The sequence below is a fragment of the Marinifilum sp. genome (assembly GCF_965230805.1).
Classification (GTDB): domain Bacteria; phylum Bacteroidota; class Bacteroidia; order Bacteroidales; family Marinifilaceae; genus Marinifilum.
In genome coordinates this window covers 1,873,981-1,895,931 of the sequence record NZ_OZ246019.1, presented here as the reverse complement: position 1 = coordinate 1,895,931, position 21,951 = coordinate 1,873,981, and the positions used below count along the sequence as shown (strand labels likewise).

Below are 21,951 nucleotides of genomic sequence, written 5' to 3'. Positions count from 1 at the left end.
TTTAAAATTATTAGTTTTGCAAAAAATAAAGATAGCGAAGCTGCTCCTTATAAATATTAATTTTTTTCAAATATGGTTCTTTTTTACAATCTGTCGATTCGAATGTATGTTCTTTTGGTAAGAATTGCAGCTTTTTTTAATCCCAAAGCCAAACAATGGGTTGATGGTAGACAAAACTGGCGTACCAGGCTAAAAGAAGCAGTCGAAGGAGAAAAAAATATTGTTTGGTTTCATTCAGCATCGCTTGGCGAATTTGAGCAGGGAAGACCCGTAATCGAAAGTTTTAAGAAACAACATCCCGATTGTAAAATACTCCTAACCTTCTTTTCACCTTCGGGATATGAGGTAAGGAAGAATTACGATGGTGCTGATTTTATTTTTTATTTGCCGGCCGATTTTGCCGGGAATGCAAAACTTTTTATGGATATCGTTCAGCCTCAAATGGCATTTTTTATCAAGTATGAGTTTTGGCACCACTATTTAAAAGAGTTGAAGAGAAGAAATGTGCCCACTTATCTTTTCTCTGCCATTTTTAGGCCAAATCAATTGTTTTTTAAGAGCTATGGTGCCTTTTACAAGAAGATGCTTTCTGCTTTTACTCACCTGTTTGTGCAAAATCAGGAATCAGTAGATTTGTTAAAAGGAATTGGTTTTACGAATGTGACATTGAACGGAGATACTCGATTCGACCGAGTATATACCATTGCTACAGGATCAAAATCATTGCCTAAGCTGGAAAGTTTTGCCAGGGGAAGAGAGGTTCTGATTGCCGGAAGTACTTGGCCTAAGGATGAAGAGAATATTATCAGGTATTTAAATACAAGTAAAAACTCCTACAAATATATTATTGCTGCTCATGAGGTTGATGAGGATCACATCAACCGTATTACGTTTAAGATCGAAAAGTTATGGGTAAGATATACCAAGGCGACCAAAGAAGAAATAGCTGCAGCCGAAGTGCTTGTAATTGATTGCATTGGAGTATTGTCATCATTGTATCGATATGGAAGTGTTTCGTACATTGGAGGGGGATTTGGACGAGGCATTCACAATACGCTTGAGGCAGCAACTTTCGGTTTGCCCGTTATATTTGGCCCTAATTACCACAAGTTTCAAGAGGCAACAGACTTGTTAGAAATTGGGGCTGCAAAATCTTATCAAAGCTATGAAGACTTAAAGAGCTTGCTCGATTTGTACTGCCAGGATTCAAAAGAAAAGCTTTCCGCTGGAGAAAAGTCCAAAAACTATGTAGATAAAATGAGAGGGGCAAGCAATAAGATTTTATCAAAAATTAATTCTTAGCTCAGCTTAAAAAGTAGGACAAAAGAGAAAATAACAAGAATATCATAGCTCAGAACGGGTCTGTTCAATGAAGTGCTAAATCGAATTCAACTTGCTTTTGCGATACGGTTTCCACTTTACCCTTCGAATTGTATTGGCCTTTTTTCTTCAGCAAAAATAGCCGAAAATAGTGTGTAATGAATTTGTTAATCTCGATAAGTTTGTTAATTAAAATATGGATTGAGTTTTTCTTTTGGACAACTTTTTTAATTTCCATAAAATTTAACATGCGCAAAATCAATCAATTAACAATGTGTTGTGGATAACTTTTTATTAAAAAAATATTTCGTTGTTGTTCGATAAGGGCACTTTTGCGTAAATTGCGTAAAGAAAAAGTAGACTGGGTAAAACCAGTCATTTTTAATATAGATACATTACAGACTCACATTATAAACCACATTATTTTAAAACCTGAATGGAAGTTAAGGAGAAGAAGAAACAAGCAGAAGAAATGAAAGAAACTTTCAATCCTGAAGAAGCCTTTCAAGCGTCGTTCAAATATTTTAACGGAGACGAATTGGCAGCACGTGTTTGGATAAACAAGTATGCATTGAAGGATTCGTTTGGAAATATTTATGAAAAGACTCCAAATGATATGCATCGCAGAATCGCAAGTGAAATTGCCAGAGTAGAAAAGCGATATCCGAATCCTTTAAGCGAGGACGAAATTTTAGCTGTGTTGAAAGATTTTAAATACATCGTACCACAAGGAAGTCCGATGTCAGGAATTGGCAACAAGTTCCAAATAGCATCTTTGTCGAACTGTTTTGTAATTGGTAACGATGGTGATTCTGATTCATATGGTGGAATCATGAAAATTGATCAGGAGCAAGTTCAGTTAATGAAGAGAAGAGGTGGTGTTGGACATGATTTGTCGCACATCCGCCCCAAAGGTTCTCCTGTTAAAAACTCGGCTCTGACCTCAACAGGCATTGTTCCTTTTATGGAGCGTTATTCCAACTCAACTCGTGAGGTTGCTCAGGATGGTCGTCGTGGAGCACTCATGTTAAGCGTTTCAGTAAAACACCCTGATTCGGAAGAATTTATCGATGCCAAAATGGAACAAGGTAAGGTTACCGGAGCAAATGTTTCTGTAAAAATTCACGATGAGTTTATGCAGGCGGTGATCGATGGTAAGCCATATACTCAGCAGTATCCAATTTATGCTGAAAATCCAAAATATAAGAAAGATATTGATGCTGGTAAACTTTGGAACAAGATTGTTCACAATGCATGGAGATCGGCCGAGCCAGGGATTTTATTCTGGGATACGATTGAAAAGGAGTCAGTGCCCGATTGTTACGCTGATTTAGGATACAGAACGGTTTCCACCAATCCTTGTGGTGAAATTCCTTTGTGTCCATACGATAGTTGTCGTTTGTTGGCAATCAACTTGTATAGCTATGTTGAGAATCCTTTCACGAAAAAAGCCAAGTTTAATTTCGATCTGTTTAAAAAGCACGTAGCTCTTGCGCAAAGAATTATGGACGATATCATCGATTTGGAATTGGAAAAAATTGATGCCATCATCGAAAAGATCGACTCCGACCCTGAAGGAGGCGAAATAAAAAGAGTAGAAAAAGAGCTTTGGAGCAATATCAGCACCAAAGCTAGAGAAGGAAGAAGAACAGGTGTTGGTATTACTGCCGAGGGTGATATGATTGCTGCTTTGGGAATGAGATACGGAAGCGATGAGGCAATTGATTTCTCGGAAGAAGTTCATAAGACAATTGCGGTAGAGGCATATCGTTCTTCGGTATATCTGGCAAAGGAACGCGGTGCTTTTGATATACACGATATCAGCCGGGAAAAAAATAATCCATTTATTTTGCGCTTAAAAGAAGCAGATCAAAGTCTTTATGAAGACATGGTGAAATACGGTCGTAGAAATATTGCGTGTTTAACCATTGCGCCTACCGGAACAACCAGTTTGATGACTCAAACCACTTCTGGTATTGAACCTGTATTCCTTCCGGTTTACAAGCGTCGCCGTAAGGTTAATCCAAACGATAAGGATGTTAGGGTTGACTTTGTTGATGAGGTTGGCGATAGCTGGGAAGAGTTTGTTGTTTTTCATCATAAATTTGTTACCTGGATGGAAGCAAATGGAATAAATGCAGCACAGCATTTTACAGATGAAGAGGTGGATGCATTGGTTAAAAAATCACCATACTACAAGGCAACTTCTAATGATGTGGACTGGTTACAGAAAGTTCGTATGCAAGGAAGAGTGCAGAAATGGGTAGATCACTCCATTAGTGTTACTGTAAATCTTCCTTCTGATGTGCCAGAGTCATTGGTTGGCGAATTGTATATCGAAGCTTGGAAGAGTGGTTGCAAAGGATGTACTGTATACCGCGACGGATCTCGCTCTGGAGTTTTAATTTCCAACGACAAGAAAGAAGAAAGCAAAGGAATGCCGGAAAAACGTCCTACTGAGCTAGAGGCTGAAGTGGTTCGTTTTCAGAATAACAAAGAAAAATGGATTGCTTTTATTGGCTTGTATAATGGGCAACCTTACGAAATTTTTACGGGTATTGCTGATGATGACGAAGGTATCTTATTACCAAAATCTGTTAATAAGGGTGTGATTATTAAACGCAAAGACGAGGAAGGAAATACTCGTTATGATTTCCAATTTTGTAACAAGCGAGGATTCAAAACCACTTTCGAGGGATTATCCTATAAGTTCGATAAGGAATTCTGGAACTATGCAAAATTAATATCTGGAGTATTGCGCCATGGAATGCCAATTGAGCAGGTGGTGAATTTGGTAGCTGGACTTCAGCTAGATAGTGAAAACATCAATACTTGGAAAAACGGTGTGGAACGTGCTCTTAAAAAGTACATTCCAAATGGCACCAAGGCAAAAGGGATAAAATGTACCAGTTGTGGATCCGATCATATTATTTATCAGGAAGGATGTTTAATTTGCCAGTCTTGCGGCAATTCAAAATGTGGATAAGCTCTCCATAATATCGAACCACTTTAAATTAAGGAGTCTTTTTTAAAGGCTCCTTTTTTTGAATATTTTTAATTTACCTTTATGCCATAGTTCTGAATGATAAGCCTTTTTTGCTTTGAGCTTAGAGAAGTTCAGATTCCAATCGGATTTCTTTTATCTTATCATAAAAGATTCTAACTTTGATATAAGACTATCAATTTATTTAAAAGCGGAAAATTTACATATGGACAATTCTCAGGAATACAATTGGGAAGGAAAAGTATTGCTTATAGCCGAAGATGAGGATTTTAACTACATTTTTCTCGAAGAGGTTCTGATTGAAACAAATGCACAGTTAATTAGAGCCAGAGATGGAGAAGAAGCAATTCGACTGTTAGAAGCAAATCCTAATATCGATTTAATTCTTATGGATATGCAGATGCCTGTAATGAATGGTTATGATGCGACCCGGAATATCAAAAAGAATAATCAGCAAATACCTATTATAGCACAAACGGCATATCATTATGGTGAAGCATATGAAGAAATCATGTTGGCAGGCTGCGACGATTTTGTGACCAAGCCGCTTGATATTATCGGCCTAAAAGAAGTAATTGCACGTTTTCTATAGTTAATCATTTTTAAATTCTCACATTACTTTTCTTTTTCCATTTTCTTATCTTTGCTGCCAAATTAACGGATAATAAAATGAGCGAAAAGAAAGTCAGAGTTCGATTTGCACCAAGTCCGACAGGACCATTGCATATGGGTGGTGTAAGAACAGCCTTATTTAACTATTTATTTGCTAGAAAGCACAAGGGTGAATTTTTGTTGCGTATCGAGGATACCGATCAGACAAGATATGTGCCTGGTGCCGAAGATTATATTGTAGAAGCACTTAAATGGTGTGGAATTACAATTGATGAAGGTGCTACTGCAGGTGGTGAGTATGGTCCTTACCGCCAGTCGGAGCGTAAGCCAATGTATAAAGAATATGCTGATCATCTGATTGCTTCGGGCGATGCATATTATGCTTTCGATACTGCTGAAGAATTGGATGCTATCCGTAAAAAATGTGAAGAAGAAAAGAAGACTTTTATCTACAATCACGAAACCCGTGATACTTTAAATAACTCACTTGCTTTGCCTGCCGAGGAAGTTCAAAAAAGAATTGATGCTGGTGAAGCCTATGTAGTTCGATTTAAAATGCCTGTTGGTGAAGAGCTACACATGGATGACGAAATTCGGGGTCATGTGGTATTTAATACATCAACTTTGGACGATAAGGTATTGTTCAAATCGGATGGAATGCCAACCTACCACCTTGCAAATGTTGTAGATGATTACCTGATGAAAATTTCGCACGTAATTCGTGGGGAAGAGTGGTTGCCATCGATGCCATTGCATGTGTTGTTGTACCGACAATTGGGCTGGAGCGCCGATATGCCTAAATTTGCTCACTTGCCGTTGATTTTAAAGCCAGTTGGTAAAGGGAAACTAAGCAAGCGTGATGGAGATAAACTGGGATTCCCTGTTTTCCCATTGCTTTGGACCGATCCTAAGAGCAATGATGTTTCTTCGGGATACCGCGAAGATGGATATTTCCCTGAAGCATTTGTAAACATGTTGGCTTTCCTTGGATGGAACCCTGGAACCGAGCAGGAAATTTTCTCAATGGAGGAATTGGCTCAAGCCTTCTCGTTGGAGCGCGTAAACAAGTCTGGTGCGAAATTCGATCCGGAAAAAACAAAATGGTTCAATCGTCAGTATTTGGTAAACAAATCAGATGAGGAAATTGGTGGCCTATTTGCAGATGAGGTATTAAAGGCGAAAGGAATCGAAGCTGATCAAACTACTGTGAATCGTGTTTGCGGAATGGTAAAAGATCGAGTAGATTTTATTGCTGAGCTTTGGGATCAGGTGAACTTCTTTTTTGAAGCACCAAAAGAATATGATGCCAAAACAGTTAAAAAAGGTTGGAAAGAAGATACTCCATCTCTTATGGCTGAACTAAAAAGCATTCTGGAAGGAATTGAAGATTTCTCATCTGCAAACTCTGAAGAGATCGTAAAAGGATGGATCACTTCCAAAGAAATTGGCTTTGGTAAGGTAATGAACCCATTCCGTTTGGCCATGGTAGGTGCCGGAAAAGGTCCTCACATGTTCGATATCATCGAGATTCTTGGAAAAGAAGAAACCCTTGCAAGATTAGATTTTGCAATGGAGAACATTAAGAAATAACTGAGATTTAATCTCTGGTATGAACCACTTCCAATTCTGGAGGTGGTTTTTTATGAACCATAGGTTTTCCCATGGCATTATAAATACCAATAAAAAAAACCTGTCAGGATTTTAAATCCTGACAGGTTTATATCTTATCTAGCTAACAGCTTAAATTATTTCTTTTGCTGTGCCTTTGCCCACGAATCTTTCAGCGAAACCGTGCGATTAAACACCAACTGATCCGCATTGGTATCCTTATCAACCGAGAAGTATCCCAAACGTGTAAACTGGAAGTGATCTTCAGCTTTCGCATCTTTTAAGAATGGCTCAACGTAACATTCTTCTAAAATCTGTAAAGAATCAGGGTTAATGAATTCTTTAAAATCTTTGTCTTTGTGTCCGTCAGGAGCTTCATCGTTGAATAGGCGATCGTAAACACGAACTTCAGCTTTTGCAGCATGCTTTGCAGAAACCCAGTGAAGTGTTCCTTTAACCTTACGCTTGCTCTCTTCTGTTCCGCTACCACTCTTGGATTTAGGATCGTAGGTACAGTGAATTTCCGTGATGTTTCCATCGGCATCCTTCACTGCTTTTTCACACATTACAATGTAACCCGCTTTCAAACGAACCTCACGTCCAGGAGTCATTCTAAAGAATTTGCGTGGCGCATCTTCCATAAAGTCGTTGCGATCGATATACAATTCATTTGAGAATGGAATCTCGCGAGTTCCTGCATTCTCATCTTCCGGGTTGTTATCGATTGTCAACCACTCTTCTTCTCCCTCTGGATAGTTTGTGATCACCAGTTTAACTGGATCTAAAACACCCATTACGCGAGTTGCTGTTTTGTTTAAATCTTCACGAACACAGAACTCTAACAATGAAACATCAATAACATTGTTACGTTTTGCCACACCAATGGTATCAGCAAAATTACGGATAGATGCAGGAGTATATCCTCTTCTGCGCAAACCCGAAACGGTTGGCATTCGCGGGTCGTCCCATCCATTTACATGTCCATCGTTTACCAACTCCAATAGCTTACGCTTACTCATTACAGTGTAGCTTAAGTTCAAACGTGCAAACTCACGCTGTTTTGGACGGTATTCAGTATCGGTTAAGTTCTCAACAAACCACTCGTAAAGCGGACGGTGAACTTCGAATTCCAGTGTACAAATCGAGTGGGTAATTCCCTCGATATAATCCGATTCTCCGTGAGCATAGTCGTACATTGGATAAATACACCAATCATTACCTGTGCGGTGATGATGCGCGTGCATAATACGATACATCAATGGATCGCGCATGTGCATGTTTGGTGAAGCCATATCAATTTTAGCACGCAATACTTTTTCTCCATCCTTAAACTCACCATTCTTCATTCTTGCGAACAAATCAAGGTTTTCCTCAACACTGCGGTTACGGAAAGGACTTTCGGTTCCTGGAACTGTTGGTGTTCCTTTTTGCTCGGCAATTTGCTCTGCTGTCTGATCATCGACATAGGCTTTGCCATCTTTAATCAATTTTACGGCCCAATCGTACAGCTGGTCGAAATAATCAGAGGTGTATAATGGATCGCCATCCCATTGGAAACCTAACCATTTAATGTCTTCCATAATGGAATCAACATATTCGGTGTCTTCCTTTACTGGATTGGTATCGTCGAATCGTAAATTGCATTTTCCCTGGTATTGTTGGGCAAGGCTAAAATTCAGGCATATTGCCTTTGCGTGACCGATGTGAAGATACCCATTTGGTTCTGGTGGGAATCGGGTGTGTACTCTTCCATCATTTACATTGTTTTGCAGATCCTCCTCGATGATCTGTTGGATAAAATTCAGAGATTTTTCGTTAGCACTCTCTTCCTTTACATTTTTGTTATCCATGTTTTTCAATTTAAAATGATACAATGATTTGCCTCGGATTCGATTGAATCCTGCCTTGCTTTTCGTTTAGAAATGCACAAACATAAATTTACAATAAATCTTTACATCTGAACTGGTAAGAAACGAAAAAACAAAAGTAGCTAAAATCCCAAAATCCGAAGCTCAAAACCCAATTTTTGTTATTTGGAATTTGGATTTTCTTACTTTAATTTCGCCACAAAATATATAAGAGCAGACAGATGGGAATTATCGAATTGGAAGGCATGGAGTTTTATGCCTATCACGGATGTTTTAAAGAGGAGCAAATTGTAGGAAACAAGTTCACGGTATATGTTCGTATGGAATACGATGCAACAAAAGCTGCAAAAAGCGACCATATTGGTAATGCTTTAAACTACCAACGTGCCTACGAAAAAATTAAAGAGCAACTACAAATTAAATCGCATTTGTTGGAGCATGTTTGCGAAAGAATTTTGGATATGCTGTACGAAAACTTCTCAGAATTGAAGCATGCAACAGTGAAAGTATCGAAAATGAACCCGCCAATGGGCGGACAAATAGAAAAAGTTAGCCTAACATTAAGCCGTTAAGCTATTGATAATACTGGCTTTGCATTTTTACCGTAATTTTTTTGTTACAAAAGCTTCCAAAAAGTTTGCACAGGTAAAACAGAAATTTATATCTTTGCAACGCCTTTAAGGAAAAAGGGTCTCTTGGCCGAGTGGCTAGGCAGTGGTCTGCAAAACCATCTACGGCGGTTCGAATCCGCCAGAGACCTCAAAACAAAACCTCATTTGCTAATGCAGATGAGGTTTTTTGTTTTACAATGAAACTTGTCCATTCACATCGTCTTTTTTATTTTTTGGATTATTGTGTTCGAAATAAATCTTTTCCTTACAGAGATTGTATTCCTTTCTAAGATCAGTCACATCCTTATCTGTGAATTCAGAATAATCACAATCAATAAGCTGATTTTTCGCAATTTTTATACCTTCTAGATTTGAATTCCTACTATTCTTAAGTATAACAATAGAGAGTTTATCTCTGTAATTATTTGCAATTCTACAGCCTCTAAGTAAAGACTTTTCAATGTTTATTTTGATATTAACATGTTTTAATCCCGTTAATCTAAGGTCATTCCGACTAAACTTGTTAAGAGAACACCAATCAATATTTGTCAAATCAGAAGCTGCAAAGCTAGTTGAGGTTATTTGTGATTGCACCTGTCCACAAACACTTTTTTCGAATGTATTTGCTCTTCTAAAAGCTATTAATACCCCAATAAATATTCCGATACCACTTAAGAAACTTAAACAGATTTTTAAGAATGCTCCATTTCTGTCTAAATTATTTGAATACAACTATTTTGCAAATTCCTCAAAGTACGATTTGGCTAAAGGAAAGAAGAAATATACCCAATGGATAATGAGTATCGAAAATGATATTGTAAGGAAGGTTTTTAAACCAGTTTTGTGTGTAGCATGCATTAAATTAAGTTTTATTCAAATATAACTAAAAGTAACACTCTTAAGGTTGAATCGAGTTAGGAAATCTTAACCAAGCTTTTTCCCAACTTATTCCTTACCAACTCTAAATTGCCATCGAAAGCTCCGCATTAGCCAATTTCATCACTAAGCCCATAACTTCTTTATGATATTTTCCCCTGATACTCCGAGCTTACCCCTAGTTCGAGTGTTTCGTTGGGACTCTGCGTATTCTGTTTTTACAGTAATACAGCAGTAATTTGTCCTTTCTACTTGCCAATGTTAGCCTTCTCACTTATAATTGTTTCGAGCGATCTGTCATCTGTACACTTCTTCTCGCCATTGTTCGCATAATTTCTGTGATATGCATGCTTCTACCTGCCATTGTTGCCTTACTTCCTGATAAAAGCACTGTTCAACCTGGCATTGTTTCCCTACTTCCTGTTAAATGCAGTGCACTTGTTAACAAATACGGTGCAGATATCAACAAATACCTTGCACTTGGCAGCTAGAACAGTGCAGATGGCAGGTAGAACGGTGCACTTATTAACACGAACAATGCATTTATCAACACGAAGGATGCAGTTGGCAGGTAGAAGGGAGCAGACGGCAGGTAGAACGATGCACTTATTAACAAATAGTGAAACAATGCCAGTTCGAACGCCGCAGATGCCGGGTAGAAGGGTGAGGATCATCGCTCTTAGTATGCACTTTACTGGTGGGGCTCTGTAAATAAGAAAAATGTCGAACCAATTACACCCAAAAGCAAGGCCGATCGAAGATTACTCTCCGACCGACCGATCCCTAAAAATATTTCAAAACTAAAATCTAAACTTTAGTATCCTGTATTCTGATCAAATCCCTTGTTTACGTCTAGTTCAGACTGAGGGATAGGGAAAATTCTTAAGTACGGAGATGATACTGCTTTTGCTGTATACGCATCTTCGTAGGTTCCAAAGCGAATCATTTGCTGACGTCTTTCTCCTTCCCAGTAGGTTTCGTAGCTCATTTCGTTGTAAAGAACTTCCTCGGTTAGAGCATTAATTTCTTCGCCATAGTACTGGTTGCCGTCAATATCAATGCTCCATCGGCTTGTTCTTAATTTATTGATATCGGCAAGTGCACCCGAGATGTCTCCTTTTCTGAATTTAGCTTCGGCTCTCATGGTGTAAATCATCCCTAAACGGAAAACTGCAATATCAACACCTCCATATTTACGTGTGTTTTCGGCATCGTATTCTTGCTTAAATACGCGAATTCCACGGTTGATTTGGTTTTGTGAGAATGCTGCGCTTGCCGAATTGTCGAAGTTTAATTCACGAGTGAAATCCAACAATAGGTCTGGTGTTTTTTCGGTATATAAAGTTTGTACCAAAACGTTTGACGAGTTGTTAGGATCCATTTCGAAAGCTCCATCGGTAATAATTGGTCCGTATTGCTGTCCTTCCTGGAATCCACGGTTAAAGTGGAATACTCCGTTGTATGGAAGGCTTACATCGGTACCATCGTTTCTGAAAGCTACACCACCATTTTTTACAGTGTGTTTGTGAAAACGTGGATCGGTTCTGTTGTTGTCCCAGGTTGCAAAATAATCAGGAGTTGTACAAGTAGCGTTTGATCCACGGTTGTTATCGGGGTTGGCCTTTTGGTTACGACCCATCGATAGGTAAGTGAAATCGTTCTGCCCTCTGTTCGATCCTGTAGCTTTTTGGATAACTGCGAAGATATTCTCGGAGCTGTTGTTGTTATCTACACCAAAAATCTCGAAGTAATCATCTTCCAATTCAAATTTTGATGATGAGATTAACATGTCGCAATATTTAATTACCTCATCCATGTATCCGCTCGATACAAAATCGAATGATGCCGATTCGTTGTAACGATCTTCGTAAACAGCCATGTTAAGGTAAATTTTAGCCAATAGTGCATATGCTGCTTCTTTGGTAAATCTTCCTGCGTGAGTGGATTGTTGACCAAATTCAGCCAATGAAGGAATGATTTCTTCCAACATGGTAACACAGATATTTAAAGCATCTACCGAATTCAAAATTTCAGGTACATCGCTATAGCTTAGATTCATTGGATCACGATATGGAATCTGACCAAATAAATCAACAATATTGTATGTATACAAAACCCATAAACCTTTTGCTTCGGCCAGATATTGCTCTTTTTGTGGAATAGAGCTGTTTTTTAATACATCAATTGTACTGGCTGCCTGAGCAACGGCTTTGTTTAGGTTGTTCCAATTGTCTCTTACTTTAGGAGAGTTTTCGTTCCAGTTAAATTCGTGAAGAGTTTTCCACTTTCCACCATCATACCAGTCTTCACCTCTTGCAGGAAGCAATGCTTCGTCGGTAGTCATTTGCTGTAAACACCATGTTCCACCATAGTTTGCAAAAATTCCTTCTCCTTTGTCGTAGGTTGAAGCCAACAGGCTTAATTCGGCTCCGGCAACAGTATTAATATCTTCTGATATAATCTCGTCGATAATCTGTTCTTCCAAATCAGTACATGAATTGAAAAGCATTGATGAGGAAAGAACAATTAATAATGCAATATTCGATATTTTAAACAGTTTCATCTTCTTTAAAATTTAATAGTGGTACCAAATAAAAAGGTTCTTGAACTTGGATAACTTGCATAATCCATTCCTAATGAATTGTTACCGTTAACATTTTTAGCTGTGTTTACTGCCGGGTCGAATCCTGAGTAATCGGTAATGGTAAATAAGTTTTGACCAGTAACGTAAACATTTACTTTATCAAGCCAGCTAAGTTTGTTGGTATTAAATGTATATCCTAAACGCAATGTGTTTAATCTTAGGTAATCCGATTTCTCAAGATAATAATCGGATACAACCAAGCCATCGTCTTTCGATTGTCCCGAGTTAAGAACATCGTAAGTAATGTTTTTGCTACCCGAAAGGTTGGCCATTACGTTTGTAGCTAATTTTGTGTTATTAAACAGATATCCACCATTTTGACCTACAAATGAGAACGAGAAATCGAAATTCTTGTAATTCATCTGGCTGTTTAGCGAGTAGGTGAATTTTGGCAGTGCACCTTCGGTAATGTGTTTTTCATCCGATAAAATAGAAATTCCATTTTCGTCGAAACCCATGTGTTTTCTTAGGTAGAACGAGCCGGCAGCGTATCCGTTGGTGTAAATGTTAACCGTTTCGCCTGATACACCCGAACCAGATACATTTCCTGAAAGAATTTCACTTACCGGAAGATCTTTGATTTCATTATCAAGAGTTGCTCCGTTAAAATCAACCGACCAGTTAAAGTCATCAGTTTTAACAAGATTACTTCCAACTGTAAATTCAAAGCCTTTGTTGATAATCTCTCCTTCCATATTTGTCCATACGTTTGAGAAGTTAGGCTGAATTGCAGGAAGAATCAGAATGGCATCGGTAGTTTTCTTGTTAAAGTAATCTAATGCTCCGTAAAGTTTACCGCCAAATAGGTTAAAATCAATACCAAGGTTTAACTGGGTTACTACTTCCCACTGTAAATCAGGATTTGTAGTACGTGTATAAGTAATACCATCGGTGATATCGGCATTTTCGCCATTTAAGTAGTATCCGTTTCCGCTTGAAATAGAGTATGTTTCCTGTGTTACTTTGTTAGGAACTTCCTGGTTACCGGTTTGTCCCCAGCTACCTCTCAGTTTCAAGTTGTCGATGCTTTCAATGTCTTTGATAAACGACTCTTCGGATATGTTCCAACCCAATGCGAACGAAGGGAAGTAACCATACTTGTTGTTTTCACCAAAACGAGTTGAACCATCGGCTCTTAACGATGCAGTTGCAAGATATTTGCCTTGGTACGAGTAATTGATACGTCCGAAATAGGATTGTAGCTCGTTTACTTCCGCAAAACCTCTTGTTTCAATTGCATTTTGATCATTACCTACAGCAGGATTGTTTGCAGGATCGATACCGTTATCTTCGATGTTTTTAACTCCGAAAGTAGTTCCTGATTTGTCGAACTTGTGGTACGAGAAACCCGCTAGCAAGTCAAATTTATGCTGATCAATTGTTTTTGCATAAGTTACATAGTGCTCTAACAAATAATTGAAAGTTTCGTTGTTCTTTTGGAAATATGCTCCGGTACTCTCAATCTCGGTAGTATTCGGATAGTAAGTTGTGTTTCTTTCCGATGTTGATTTGTCAACACCATACTTAAATTGATATTCCAGCCCGTTAATGATTCTGAATTTTGTTTCGATGCTACCCAAAATACGTGTGGTTTTGGTTTTATCCGAAAAGAAATCAAGCATATACAATGGGTTGTAACTTCCTTCGGTATCAAAATCGAATAATTCGCCATTTTCGTCGTATACCGGACGAGTTGGGTTAGCCTTAAGCATGTGAGTGATAAGCTCACCGGTTGCACCTGCATTACTACTTGATGGAACACCAACGTCGGTAGTTTCGGATGCAGTTAAATTTACCTTAAGCTTTAATCTTTTGTTATCGAAGAATGATTCGTTTACATTTACTCTACCTGATAATCTTTCGAAATTACTCTCTTGAATTGTACCTTCCTGGTCGATGTGACTTACAGATACAAAGTAGTTTCCGGTTTCGGAACCTTTTGAAAACGAAAGGTTGTTGCTTTTGGTAATTGCAGTTCTAAAAATTACATCTTGCCAATCGGTGTTTGCGTTAGGCGTAAAAGCATGCTCAGAGTTGATATCGGCATATTTATCGCCCGATAACAAATCCAACTTATTAGCTACTTGCGAAATTCCCAGATAGGAATCAAGAGAAAACTGAGGTTTTCCGAACCTACCTTTTTTGGTAGTGATGATGATTACACCGTTTGAACCTCTTGCACCATAAATAGCTGCAGCCGAAGCATCTTTTAAAACGTTAATAGACTCGATGTCGTTCGGATTTAAGAAGTTAATTGGATTTTTAGCTCTGGAAGAACCAACTCCTCCATCAGGGCCGGAAGGGCTAATGTCATCGTTGCTTAATGGTACTCCATCAACAACAAATAAAGGCGTACTACCACTTCTTATCGAACCTGCACCACGAATCATGATATCAACAGCTGCTCCCGGTTCACCACTCGAGTTGATAATTCTAACACCAGGAACTTTACCTTGCAGCAAGTTGTCTGCCGAGGTGTTGATTCCTGCTTTAAAATCATCTTCGCTTATCTTTTTTAAAGCTCCGGTAACATCGGCTTTGGTCTGACTACCGTAACCAATAACCAATACCTCGTTAAGACTTTCGGTAGCAGGTTTTAGCTGAACTTGCATGTCGGTACCCGCTTCCATTTCAACATCTTCGTAACCAATAAACGAAAAGATCATTTTTGTGCTAACTCCCGAAAGTTGTAAGGTAAAATTACCGTCAAAATCGGTGATTACACCATTGGTAGTTCCAAGTTCAATAACACTGGCTCCAGGCAATGGCAAGTTGTTTTCGTCAACAACAGTACCTTTAGCAGTGATTTTTTCCTGAGGTAATTTTTTTACAAAAACATGATTCTCTTTGATTGTGTAATCAAATTTTGCTTTCTCAGATAAATCATGAAGAACAAGATTTAATTTTTCATCTTCTTCATTTACAGAGTATCTTTGTTTGTCGGAGATAATGCTTTCTCCGTAGCTAAACTTATAATTTGATTGTTTAGATAAATCAGAGAAAATAGTTACTAATGAAGCATCTTCAAGTTGGATGCTGATATTTGGATATGTGTTGTTTGCATTTGTTGCCCAACTCATATTAAAGGCACACAAGCTTAAAAGCAAACAAATAATTGTTTTTCTTTTTAAAAGAGTTAATTTTGAGTACATTTTTTTAGTATTGATTAATTTAAATACTTGATTAAATTAACTGCGGTTGTTGCACCAACTGCAGTTTTCTTTTGGTTTTTTTAGTGTTTAATAGATATTATTTTCCCATTCGCTTCAAATTTTAGGTTGGTTATATAGTTAATCTGATTTATTATTTCTTGAATTGAATCTTGTCGATCAATATTAATTGTAGCTCTTATTCTTTTTACTTCATCCGAAATATTCCTGAATTCTACACCATATTTGTACTCCAGTGTATGAATAATATGCTCTATGCTTGTATTGTTTAGTTCCAAATCTTTTAGGAACCATTCGCTGAGCTGACTTTTTTCAAATATATTTTTTGTAAGGGTATTAGTAATGTTATTAAAGCTTAGCTCTTGTAGCGGTAGTATATTTATGCTTTCGTAAGGGGATGTTACATTCACTTTGCCTGTGTATACAGTTACCTTGCAATTTTCATGAAGCAAGGAAACATTAAAAGATGTTCCTAAAACTTTGGTTACAACTTCTCCGGAGTACACAATAAAAGGTTTGTTTGGGTTTTTAGCTACTTTAAAAAATGCATTGCCCGACAGCAAGTCTATAGCTCTAAGCTTTTTATTGTAATTGGTATTGTATTGAATCTCGGTATTTGGACTAAGATATATTTTCGATCCATCCTGCAATAAAATTGAGTCCATCTGGTGTAAAGTACGGAATGAAATTAATTCAGGATTTTTTATACGGCTATTAAAGAATAAAGCAATTGCTGCAAGCAATAAAATGCTAGCCGCTGCCGAAATGCTGTACCTTAAAAGTTGAATCTTTTTGCCCGATTTTTCAGGTTTGATTCTGCTTTTTATATTTTTCAACATTGAATCGGCTAACTCTTGCTTGTTGCCCAAGTTTTCTTCGTTCCATTCATGATCACTTTTAAACGAAGAGCTGAAAGTTGATAAAAGATCACTCTCTGCTTTTGAGTTCTTTCCTAGCAATTCATTATTAATAAGATGTTCTAGTATGTTCTTTTTATTGCGCATTATTAAATTGTGTTTCCACTCTTAAGTACCAACGAAGTGCGATTTGTACTATCGCAAAATGTTATGAAATGATTAAGTGTATGTAAGTTTTAGAATAAGAAGTATACCAAACTAAGAAATAGGTATGTGGCTTCGTTAAGCATATGACGAACTTGCTTGATTGCTGAAGAAAGCTGGTTTCGAACGGTTTGATTGCTGATGTTTAATTGACGCGAAATTTCCTCTGAATTTAAATTGTCAACCTTATTCATTAGCAAGATTTGTCGTCTTTTTTCGGGCAACTGATTGATTGAGAAGTTTAATTGTTCGATAAGCTTGTCGTTGATGTCATCAGTATTTTCTTCGATAAAAAGATCAAATTCGGTTTCCAATATTTCCCTATTCAGTTTGTTATCCCGATAGTATTTAAAAACCTGAAATTTTGCAGCCTGAAACAGATATGCAGATAGGTTAGAAATGTTCGCACTTTTCCTGTTTTCCCACAAGGAAACGAAAACATCTTGTGTGATTACTTGAGACAAATCCTTGTCTGAAGTCATACGATGAATAAAGTTGAATATTCTTTCCCAGTACTTTTTATAGATACACTCAAAGGACTTCTCGCACCCTTCATTCAACTTTGAAAGCAATTTCTCGTCACTCATCTGGTAGTTATTTAATGGTGTAACACTTAAGTTACGCGACAAATGTATTGGAAGTATATGTCCTTAATCTAATATCAAGCTTATGTAATTGTGAAATCTAAGTTGCAATGCAGATTAAAATAATTTGTAAAAATGTATTATCTTTCAGATCCTTAACTCAATAAACCCACCTCATGAAGAATTTTTACTATTCACTTTTTCTATTATTAGCTTTTCTTTTTACCAATGCCACGAATGGAAACGCTCAAAGTAACTATCAACATAAGCTCGATGATTTGGTGCAACTGTTGGATTTGCCTGGGGCGAGATTTTCTATTATTTATCAGGATGGCAGACAGGAGGATTATGTTACAGGATATTCAGATTCTATTCGCAAGGAAAGACTAAATTTGCATCATTTAATGTTTTCGGGAAGCATAGGAAAAACTTATGCCGCAGCAGTTTTATTCCAGTTGGTTGAAGAGGGGAAAGTCGGTTTAAAGGAGAAGTTTTTTAACTACTGCCAGGAGTACTGTTGGTTGTCTAAATTGCCAAATATTGGCGATATCACCGTGGAAATGCTGTTACAGCACACCAGTGGTTTGCCACGCTATGTTGACAATGAGCAGTTGTGGATCGATATCAAAAATAATCCCGATAAGGTATGGAACTACAAGGATCGCTTGTGCTACGCATTCGAAATGGATGCAGTGCACAAAGCTGGTGAAGGCTGGGCATACTCCGATACCAATTATTTGTTAATTGGCATGCTTATCGAGAAAATCACAGGAATGGATTATTACGAGGTGGTAAATGCCAGGATTTTGGCTCCATTGCATATGGAGCAAACTTATGCGGCTACACGAAGAGATATGCCAAGATTGCCAATTGGTTATTCGGGTTTAGATCCTTTTTTTCATATGCCTAAGCAAGTTGTGGTTGATGGTAGGTATGTTATGAATCCACAAATGGAATGGACTGGTGGAGGATATGTTTCAACAACTTCCGACTTGGCTAAATGGGCCCAACTGTATTACAAGGCAATGCCATTTTCTGATGAAACACTTCGTAAAATTGTAACGCCTAATCCCAATGGGGTTTTAAACGAATACGATTCTTACGGAATGGGAAGCTTTATTTTTAAAACCAAGCATGGAAAAGCTTATGGTCACACAGGATTTGTACCAGGCTTTCGTTCGATTTTTCTTTATTTCCCTGATCTTAAAATTGCGGTAGCCTTTCAGACCAATTGCGATACCTACAAGGGAAAAATGACATTACTTCATTGTGTGGAAGAAATGTTAAAGGATGAATTTTAAAATAGATCTTTATAAGTCTAAGCAGAATGATCTTTCGCTGCTATGCTAAGTTTGTCTGTTTAATACTGGTATTACCACGAAATCAATCACATTCTTTTGTCCATAGAGGTGCCTAAATTGGATGTCTCTGCAACTTTTTTAAATAATTGGGGCGCTATCGCAAGACCCCATGCTGTAAGAGCACATTAATAAAAAACTTAGTGGTGCTCTCAATCATGCCAGTTATGCATTCAGCAATTGTTATAAAAATATCGCCGTAGCTATTGATATGCCGTTTTTTGCCTTATCTGTACTCAAGGTCCTCAAAACAACTTAAGACTCGTTTCGTAACAAAACTGGTATAATTTCTCTAAATTTGATAGTGGTGTGAGTTTACCGCCTTTAAAAAGTTTTAAACCCAATTAAATTAGACTTTTAAGTATGAATATTTTTACTTCCAATAATAATGGTCCTAAAACCAGCTATACTGCTCTTGAATTGATGGAGGAGCTGGAAAAAAGAGATGATATTTTGCTAATAGACATTCGTGAGCCACATGAATTGGCAAAGCAAGGCCTCAAGAATTCCATTCACATTCCTATGGGTGATATCCAAAATAGGATTCCAACGCTACCAAAAGATAAGGATATCATTATATTTTGCCATCTGGGATTTAGAAGCAAACAGGTAAGAAATTATTTACGAAAAATAGGATTTCATAAAACTGCACATTTAAAAGGTGGCTTATGCAGTTGGAATCGCCAATTGAAAAAACTAAAAGCTACAGTTTATTAAGATAAGTAGATGTTTGCCGCTGGTTTTATTATAAAACGGGGATTATTAGATGTTCTAATGCATATTGAACTTTTGTAAATATCTGTTATTATCTAAAGATGACCATCCATCAGAAAAGGATAATCCCCTTGTCAAAAGCAATGCTTAGAATGCATTAGGGAGGTTTACATCGGATCATGATATCTCTCAGTGCTTATTTAGCTTGTCTATCGTCTTTGGCACCAAGCATAAACAGGGTTTTAGACCTTTTGCTCCTTCTGTTTCTTTATTGTTTTCACGAATTTCTCTGAAATATCGAGAAGCTTTGTCTTTATGCTATTTTTACATGTGGATCAGGATTATCTTGACCTAAGACCGAGATATCTGCAAGATGCTGCAGCATATCAGAATTGTCGGCTGCTTAAATTAATTCGGCATGTAATTTCCTGGCATTTCGATAAGCATGCTTGAAGTAGTGTAAAAGTTTGTTATGCAAATCGAAAGCCTTTTTTCAAATGAGATTTCATTAAGCTTTGGTATTGATAATTGTCAAAGGCAAAGGGATTTGCAAGATAGTTTCAAGTGCAATTGGGATTATTTGTCTGGTTTTTGGTTTATTAAAATCTACTAATAGAAGATTTGATTTGAAAACGGTATAATGGTATCGATAACTCGTTCTTTATATTTCTTTAACGGTTAGCTCAGCATCCGTAGAATCTAATATCTTAACAAAAGAACCTTCAGGTATCGTTTCTCCATATTCAGTTTTTGCTTTTTTACCTGTACCTGCAATGATTACTTTTCCACAGTTTTTGCGTGGGTTGATTTCTTCAACAACATAGGCTTCATGACCTATAAAACTGTTATCAATCTTTGTTTTTACTCCTGTTCTGCTTACCAGCTTTTTGTTTAAATAAGGCTTAAGCAACAACATACCAATAATTGCTAGTGCAGCAAATACAATAAGCTGAATAGATATAGAATAATCTGAATAGGCAAGAATTCCTGCACTTAACGAGCCAATTCCAAAGCAAAGGCAAGCAAATGTAGAGGTAATAATCTCAATAATAAATAATCCAATTGATAGTAACATCCATAAATGCCAAATTTCAAGTTCCATAATTGTAAATTTGTTTACTTCGAAAAGTAAAATTATGGCAACTTTACTTTTGTTCCTAGTGCCAAAAATGTCAAGTTGTCAAGGCTTCATTAAAGTAGCTCATTATCAACACATAAGATGTGTGTTTAAAGCTTTTTTATTAAGAATGATTCAAGATTAGTTTGTGAATGAGATTAACGGTTTGGGTTCGAGTTGAAATTAATGTGTTATATTAGTGAACACTTGAATTTTTACTTTTACAGGTTCGCATCAATGATGTTGAGACCGGATTAAATATCCATATTTAAATGACCGATAGAAAAAAAGATCATATCGATTTGGCTTTTCGTTCACAAACAGAGGAAAGTTTGATTGATGGTAGATTTTATTACGAACCATTTATCGATTCTCATCCTAAGAAAGAATTGAAACCATTCACTTTTTTAGGCAAGGAAATGAGAACGCCAATTTGGGTTTCGAGCATGACAGGAGGAACTAAATTGGCAAGTAAAATAAATGCAAACTTAGCTAGAGCTTGTGCTGAATTTGGTATGGGAATGGGATTGGGCTCTTGCCGATCTCTCTTAGATAGCGATAAGCATTTGCGTGATTTTGATGTGAGACATATTATGGGTTTAGATTTGCCTTTATATGCCAACTTGGGCATTTGCCAGCTTGAAGAACTGATTAATAGCAATGAACTGCAAAAAGTTTCTGATTTGGTAGTTAAACTTCGGGCAGACGGACTGATTATTCATGTAAATCCTATGCAAGAGTGGCTTCAGCCCGAAGGAGACAGAATCTTTCAATCGCCAATTAAATCGATTAAAGAGCTTTTGAATCATGTTGATTTTCCGATCATTGTAAAAGAGGTAGGACAAGGTTTTGGTCCAAATAGCATAGAACAGCTTCTAAAATTACCATTACAGGCAATTGAATTTGCCGCTTTTGGAGGAACCAATTTTGCTAAAATTGAGATGCTCAGAAATCCAGAAGTCGAGGTTCAGCTCTTTGAGCCTCTTGCTAAAATTGGTCACTCAGCGGAACAAATGTTGAACTGGACCAACGAAATTGTAGAGAACAGCAAAGACATAAAGTGCGAGGAAATCATTATTTCAGGTGGAATTCGGAGTTTTATTGATGGCTTCTATTTAATGGAAAAGAGTAAGCTTTCTGCAATTTACGGACAGGCTTCTGAATTGTTAAAATATGCCCGGGAATCATACGAAGATCTTCAAAAGTATCTTTATACTCAGATTGAAGGCTTAAAAATATCTAAAACTTACCTTAAGCTGAAATAATCTAATTTTATTATGAAACTAACATGATTATACTGGTATAAGTAGTATGGGATTGTTAAAATTCTTTTTCCTGATTTTGGTTCGATGAATAAAAAATGTAATTTAGGATCTGTAAGTATTCTATTATTTACGAATATTT

At 37.2% G+C, this 21,951-nt stretch carries 15 protein-coding genes and 1 tRNA gene; 9 read left to right on the top strand and 7 right to left on the bottom strand.

Annotated elements, in window-relative coordinates:
* The first annotated feature begins 72 nt into the window (after positions 1-72).
* The 4 genes from ACO05S_RS07520 (at position 73) to gltX (ending at position 6,526) form a co-directional block, all read left to right on the top strand.
* Positions 73-1,302, top strand: coding sequence for a 3-deoxy-D-manno-octulosonic acid transferase (locus ACO05S_RS07520; RefSeq protein ID WP_421920905.1), 1,230 nt, complete (start codon positions 73-75; stop codon positions 1,300-1,302).
* 454 nt (positions 1,303-1,756) lie between these two features.
* Positions 1,757-4,306, top strand: coding sequence for an adenosylcobalamin-dependent ribonucleoside-diphosphate reductase (locus tag ACO05S_RS07515; protein ID WP_421920904.1), 2,550 nt, complete (start codon positions 1,757-1,759; stop codon positions 4,304-4,306).
* Between the two features lie 223 nt (positions 4,307-4,529).
* A complete protein-coding gene (locus ACO05S_RS07510) occupies positions 4,530-4,916 on the top strand; it encodes a response regulator (RefSeq protein ID WP_421920903.1) in 387 nt (128 codons plus the stop codon).
* Positions 4,917-4,993: 77 nt separating this feature from the next.
* Positions 4,994-6,526 carry a glutamate--tRNA ligase gene (gene gltX, locus ACO05S_RS07505; RefSeq protein ID WP_421920902.1) on the top strand — a complete coding sequence of 511 codons (1,533 nt, stop codon included), beginning with the start codon at positions 4,994-4,996 and terminating at the stop codon, positions 6,524-6,526.
* Positions 6,527-6,681: 155 nt separating this feature from the next.
* Here gltX and ACO05S_RS07500 read toward each other — a convergent pair whose 3' ends face one another.
* The gene (locus ACO05S_RS07500) at positions 6,682-8,394 is read right to left on the bottom strand and encodes a glutamine--tRNA ligase/YqeY domain fusion protein (protein WP_421920901.1); all 1,713 of its coding nucleotides are present in this window, start codon (positions 8,392-8,394) and stop codon (positions 6,682-6,684) included.
* 239 nt (positions 8,395-8,633) lie between these two features.
* On the opposite strand from ACO05S_RS07500, the gene folB reads away from it, so the two are divergent.
* On the top strand, positions 8,634-8,984 hold the full coding sequence (gene folB, locus ACO05S_RS07495) for a dihydroneopterin aldolase (protein ID WP_421920900.1): 351 nt from the start codon (positions 8,634-8,636) through the stop codon (positions 8,982-8,984).
* Between the two features lie 117 nt (positions 8,985-9,101).
* Positions 9,102-9,172 (top strand) — tRNA-Cys (locus ACO05S_RS07490).
* 43 nt (positions 9,173-9,215) lie between these two features.
* On the opposite strand, the gene ACO05S_RS07485 is transcribed toward ACO05S_RS07490, so the two are convergent.
* From ACO05S_RS07485 to ACO05S_RS07465, 5 genes are all read right to left on the bottom strand, one after another.
* Positions 9,216-9,755: a hypothetical protein gene (locus ACO05S_RS07485; protein WP_421920899.1), complete on the bottom strand. Its 540-nt coding sequence runs from the start codon at positions 9,753-9,755 to the stop codon at positions 9,216-9,218.
* A gap of 958 nt (positions 9,756-10,713) precedes the next feature.
* Entirely contained in the window at positions 10,714-12,462 is a 1,749-nt protein-coding gene (locus tag ACO05S_RS07480) for a RagB/SusD family nutrient uptake outer membrane protein (protein WP_421920898.1), read from the bottom strand.
* A 5-nt stretch (positions 12,463-12,467) separates the two neighbouring features.
* Positions 12,468-15,695 carry a SusC/RagA family TonB-linked outer membrane protein gene (locus ACO05S_RS07475; RefSeq protein ID WP_421920897.1) on the bottom strand — a complete coding sequence of 1,076 codons (3,228 nt, stop codon included), beginning with the start codon at positions 15,693-15,695 and terminating at the stop codon, positions 12,468-12,470.
* 80 nt (positions 15,696-15,775) lie between these two features.
* Entirely contained in the window at positions 15,776-16,717 is a 942-nt protein-coding gene (locus tag ACO05S_RS07470) for a FecR family protein (RefSeq protein ID WP_421920896.1), read from the bottom strand.
* A gap of 89 nt (positions 16,718-16,806) precedes the next feature.
* The gene (locus tag ACO05S_RS07465) at positions 16,807-17,361 is read right to left on the bottom strand and encodes an RNA polymerase sigma factor (protein ID WP_421920895.1); all 555 of its coding nucleotides are present in this window, start codon (positions 17,359-17,361) and stop codon (positions 16,807-16,809) included.
* A gap of 173 nt (positions 17,362-17,534) precedes the next feature.
* Here ACO05S_RS07465 and ACO05S_RS07460 point away from each other — a divergent pair, with 173 nt between their 5' ends.
* Positions 17,535-18,659 carry a serine hydrolase domain-containing protein gene (locus tag ACO05S_RS07460; protein ID WP_421920894.1) on the top strand — a complete coding sequence of 375 codons (1,125 nt, stop codon included), beginning with the start codon at positions 17,535-17,537 and terminating at the stop codon, positions 18,657-18,659.
* 420 nt (positions 18,660-19,079) lie between these two features.
* Positions 19,080-19,433, top strand: a complete 354-nt coding sequence (locus tag ACO05S_RS07455) for a rhodanese-like domain-containing protein (protein WP_421920893.1) — start codon at positions 19,080-19,082, stop codon at positions 19,431-19,433.
* A gap of 658 nt (positions 19,434-20,091) precedes the next feature.
* Here ACO05S_RS07455 and ACO05S_RS07450 read toward each other — a convergent pair.
* Entirely contained in the window at positions 20,092-20,532 is a 441-nt protein-coding gene (locus ACO05S_RS07450) for an NfeD family protein (protein WP_421920892.1), read from the bottom strand.
* 287 nt (positions 20,533-20,819) lie between these two features.
* Here ACO05S_RS07450 and ACO05S_RS07445 point away from each other — a divergent pair, with 287 nt between their 5' ends.
* The gene (locus tag ACO05S_RS07445) at positions 20,820-21,812 is read left to right on the top strand and encodes an isopentenyl-diphosphate delta-isomerase (RefSeq protein ID WP_421920891.1); all 993 of its coding nucleotides are present in this window, start codon (positions 20,820-20,822) and stop codon (positions 21,810-21,812) included.
* The last annotated feature ends 139 nt before the right edge of the window (positions 21,813-21,951 follow it).

Excerpts from the sequence above, each read along its gene's own strand:
- ACO05S_RS07520 (WP_421920905.1), top strand. The coding sequence starts at position 73 with ATGGTTCTTTTTTACAATCTGTCGATTCGAATGTATGTTCTTTTGGTA.
- ACO05S_RS07515 (WP_421920904.1), top strand. The coding sequence starts at position 1,757 with ATGGAAGTTAAGGAGAAGAAGAAACAAGCAGAAGAAATGAAAGAAACT.
- ACO05S_RS07510 (WP_421920903.1), top strand. The coding sequence starts at position 4,530 with ATGGACAATTCTCAGGAATACAATTGGGAAGGAAAAGTATTGCTTATA.
- gltX (WP_421920902.1), top strand. The coding sequence starts at position 4,994 with ATGAGCGAAAAGAAAGTCAGAGTTCGATTTGCACCAAGTCCGACAGGA.
- ACO05S_RS07500 (WP_421920901.1), bottom strand. The coding sequence starts at position 8,394 with ATGGATAACAAAAATGTAAAGGAAGAGAGTGCTAACGAAAAATCTCTG.
- folB (WP_421920900.1), top strand. The coding sequence starts at position 8,634 with ATGGGAATTATCGAATTGGAAGGCATGGAGTTTTATGCCTATCACGGA.
- ACO05S_RS07480 (WP_421920898.1), bottom strand. The coding sequence starts at position 12,462 with ATGAAACTGTTTAAAATATCGAATATTGCATTATTAATTGTTCTTTCC.
- ACO05S_RS07475 (WP_421920897.1), bottom strand. The coding sequence starts at position 15,695 with ATGTACTCAAAATTAACTCTTTTAAAAAGAAAAACAATTATTTGTTTG.
- ACO05S_RS07470 (WP_421920896.1), bottom strand. The coding sequence starts at position 16,717 with ATGCGCAATAAAAAGAACATACTAGAACATCTTATTAATAATGAATTG.
- ACO05S_RS07465 (WP_421920895.1), bottom strand. The coding sequence starts at position 17,361 with ATGAGTGACGAGAAATTGCTTTCAAAGTTGAATGAAGGGTGCGAGAAG.
- ACO05S_RS07460 (WP_421920894.1), top strand. The coding sequence starts at position 17,535 with ATGAAGAATTTTTACTATTCACTTTTTCTATTATTAGCTTTTCTTTTT.
- ACO05S_RS07455 (WP_421920893.1), top strand. The coding sequence starts at position 19,080 with ATGAATATTTTTACTTCCAATAATAATGGTCCTAAAACCAGCTATACT.
- ACO05S_RS07450 (WP_421920892.1), bottom strand. The coding sequence starts at position 20,532 with ATGGAACTTGAAATTTGGCATTTATGGATGTTACTATCAATTGGATTA.
- ACO05S_RS07445 (WP_421920891.1), top strand. The coding sequence starts at position 20,820 with ATGACCGATAGAAAAAAAGATCATATCGATTTGGCTTTTCGTTCACAA.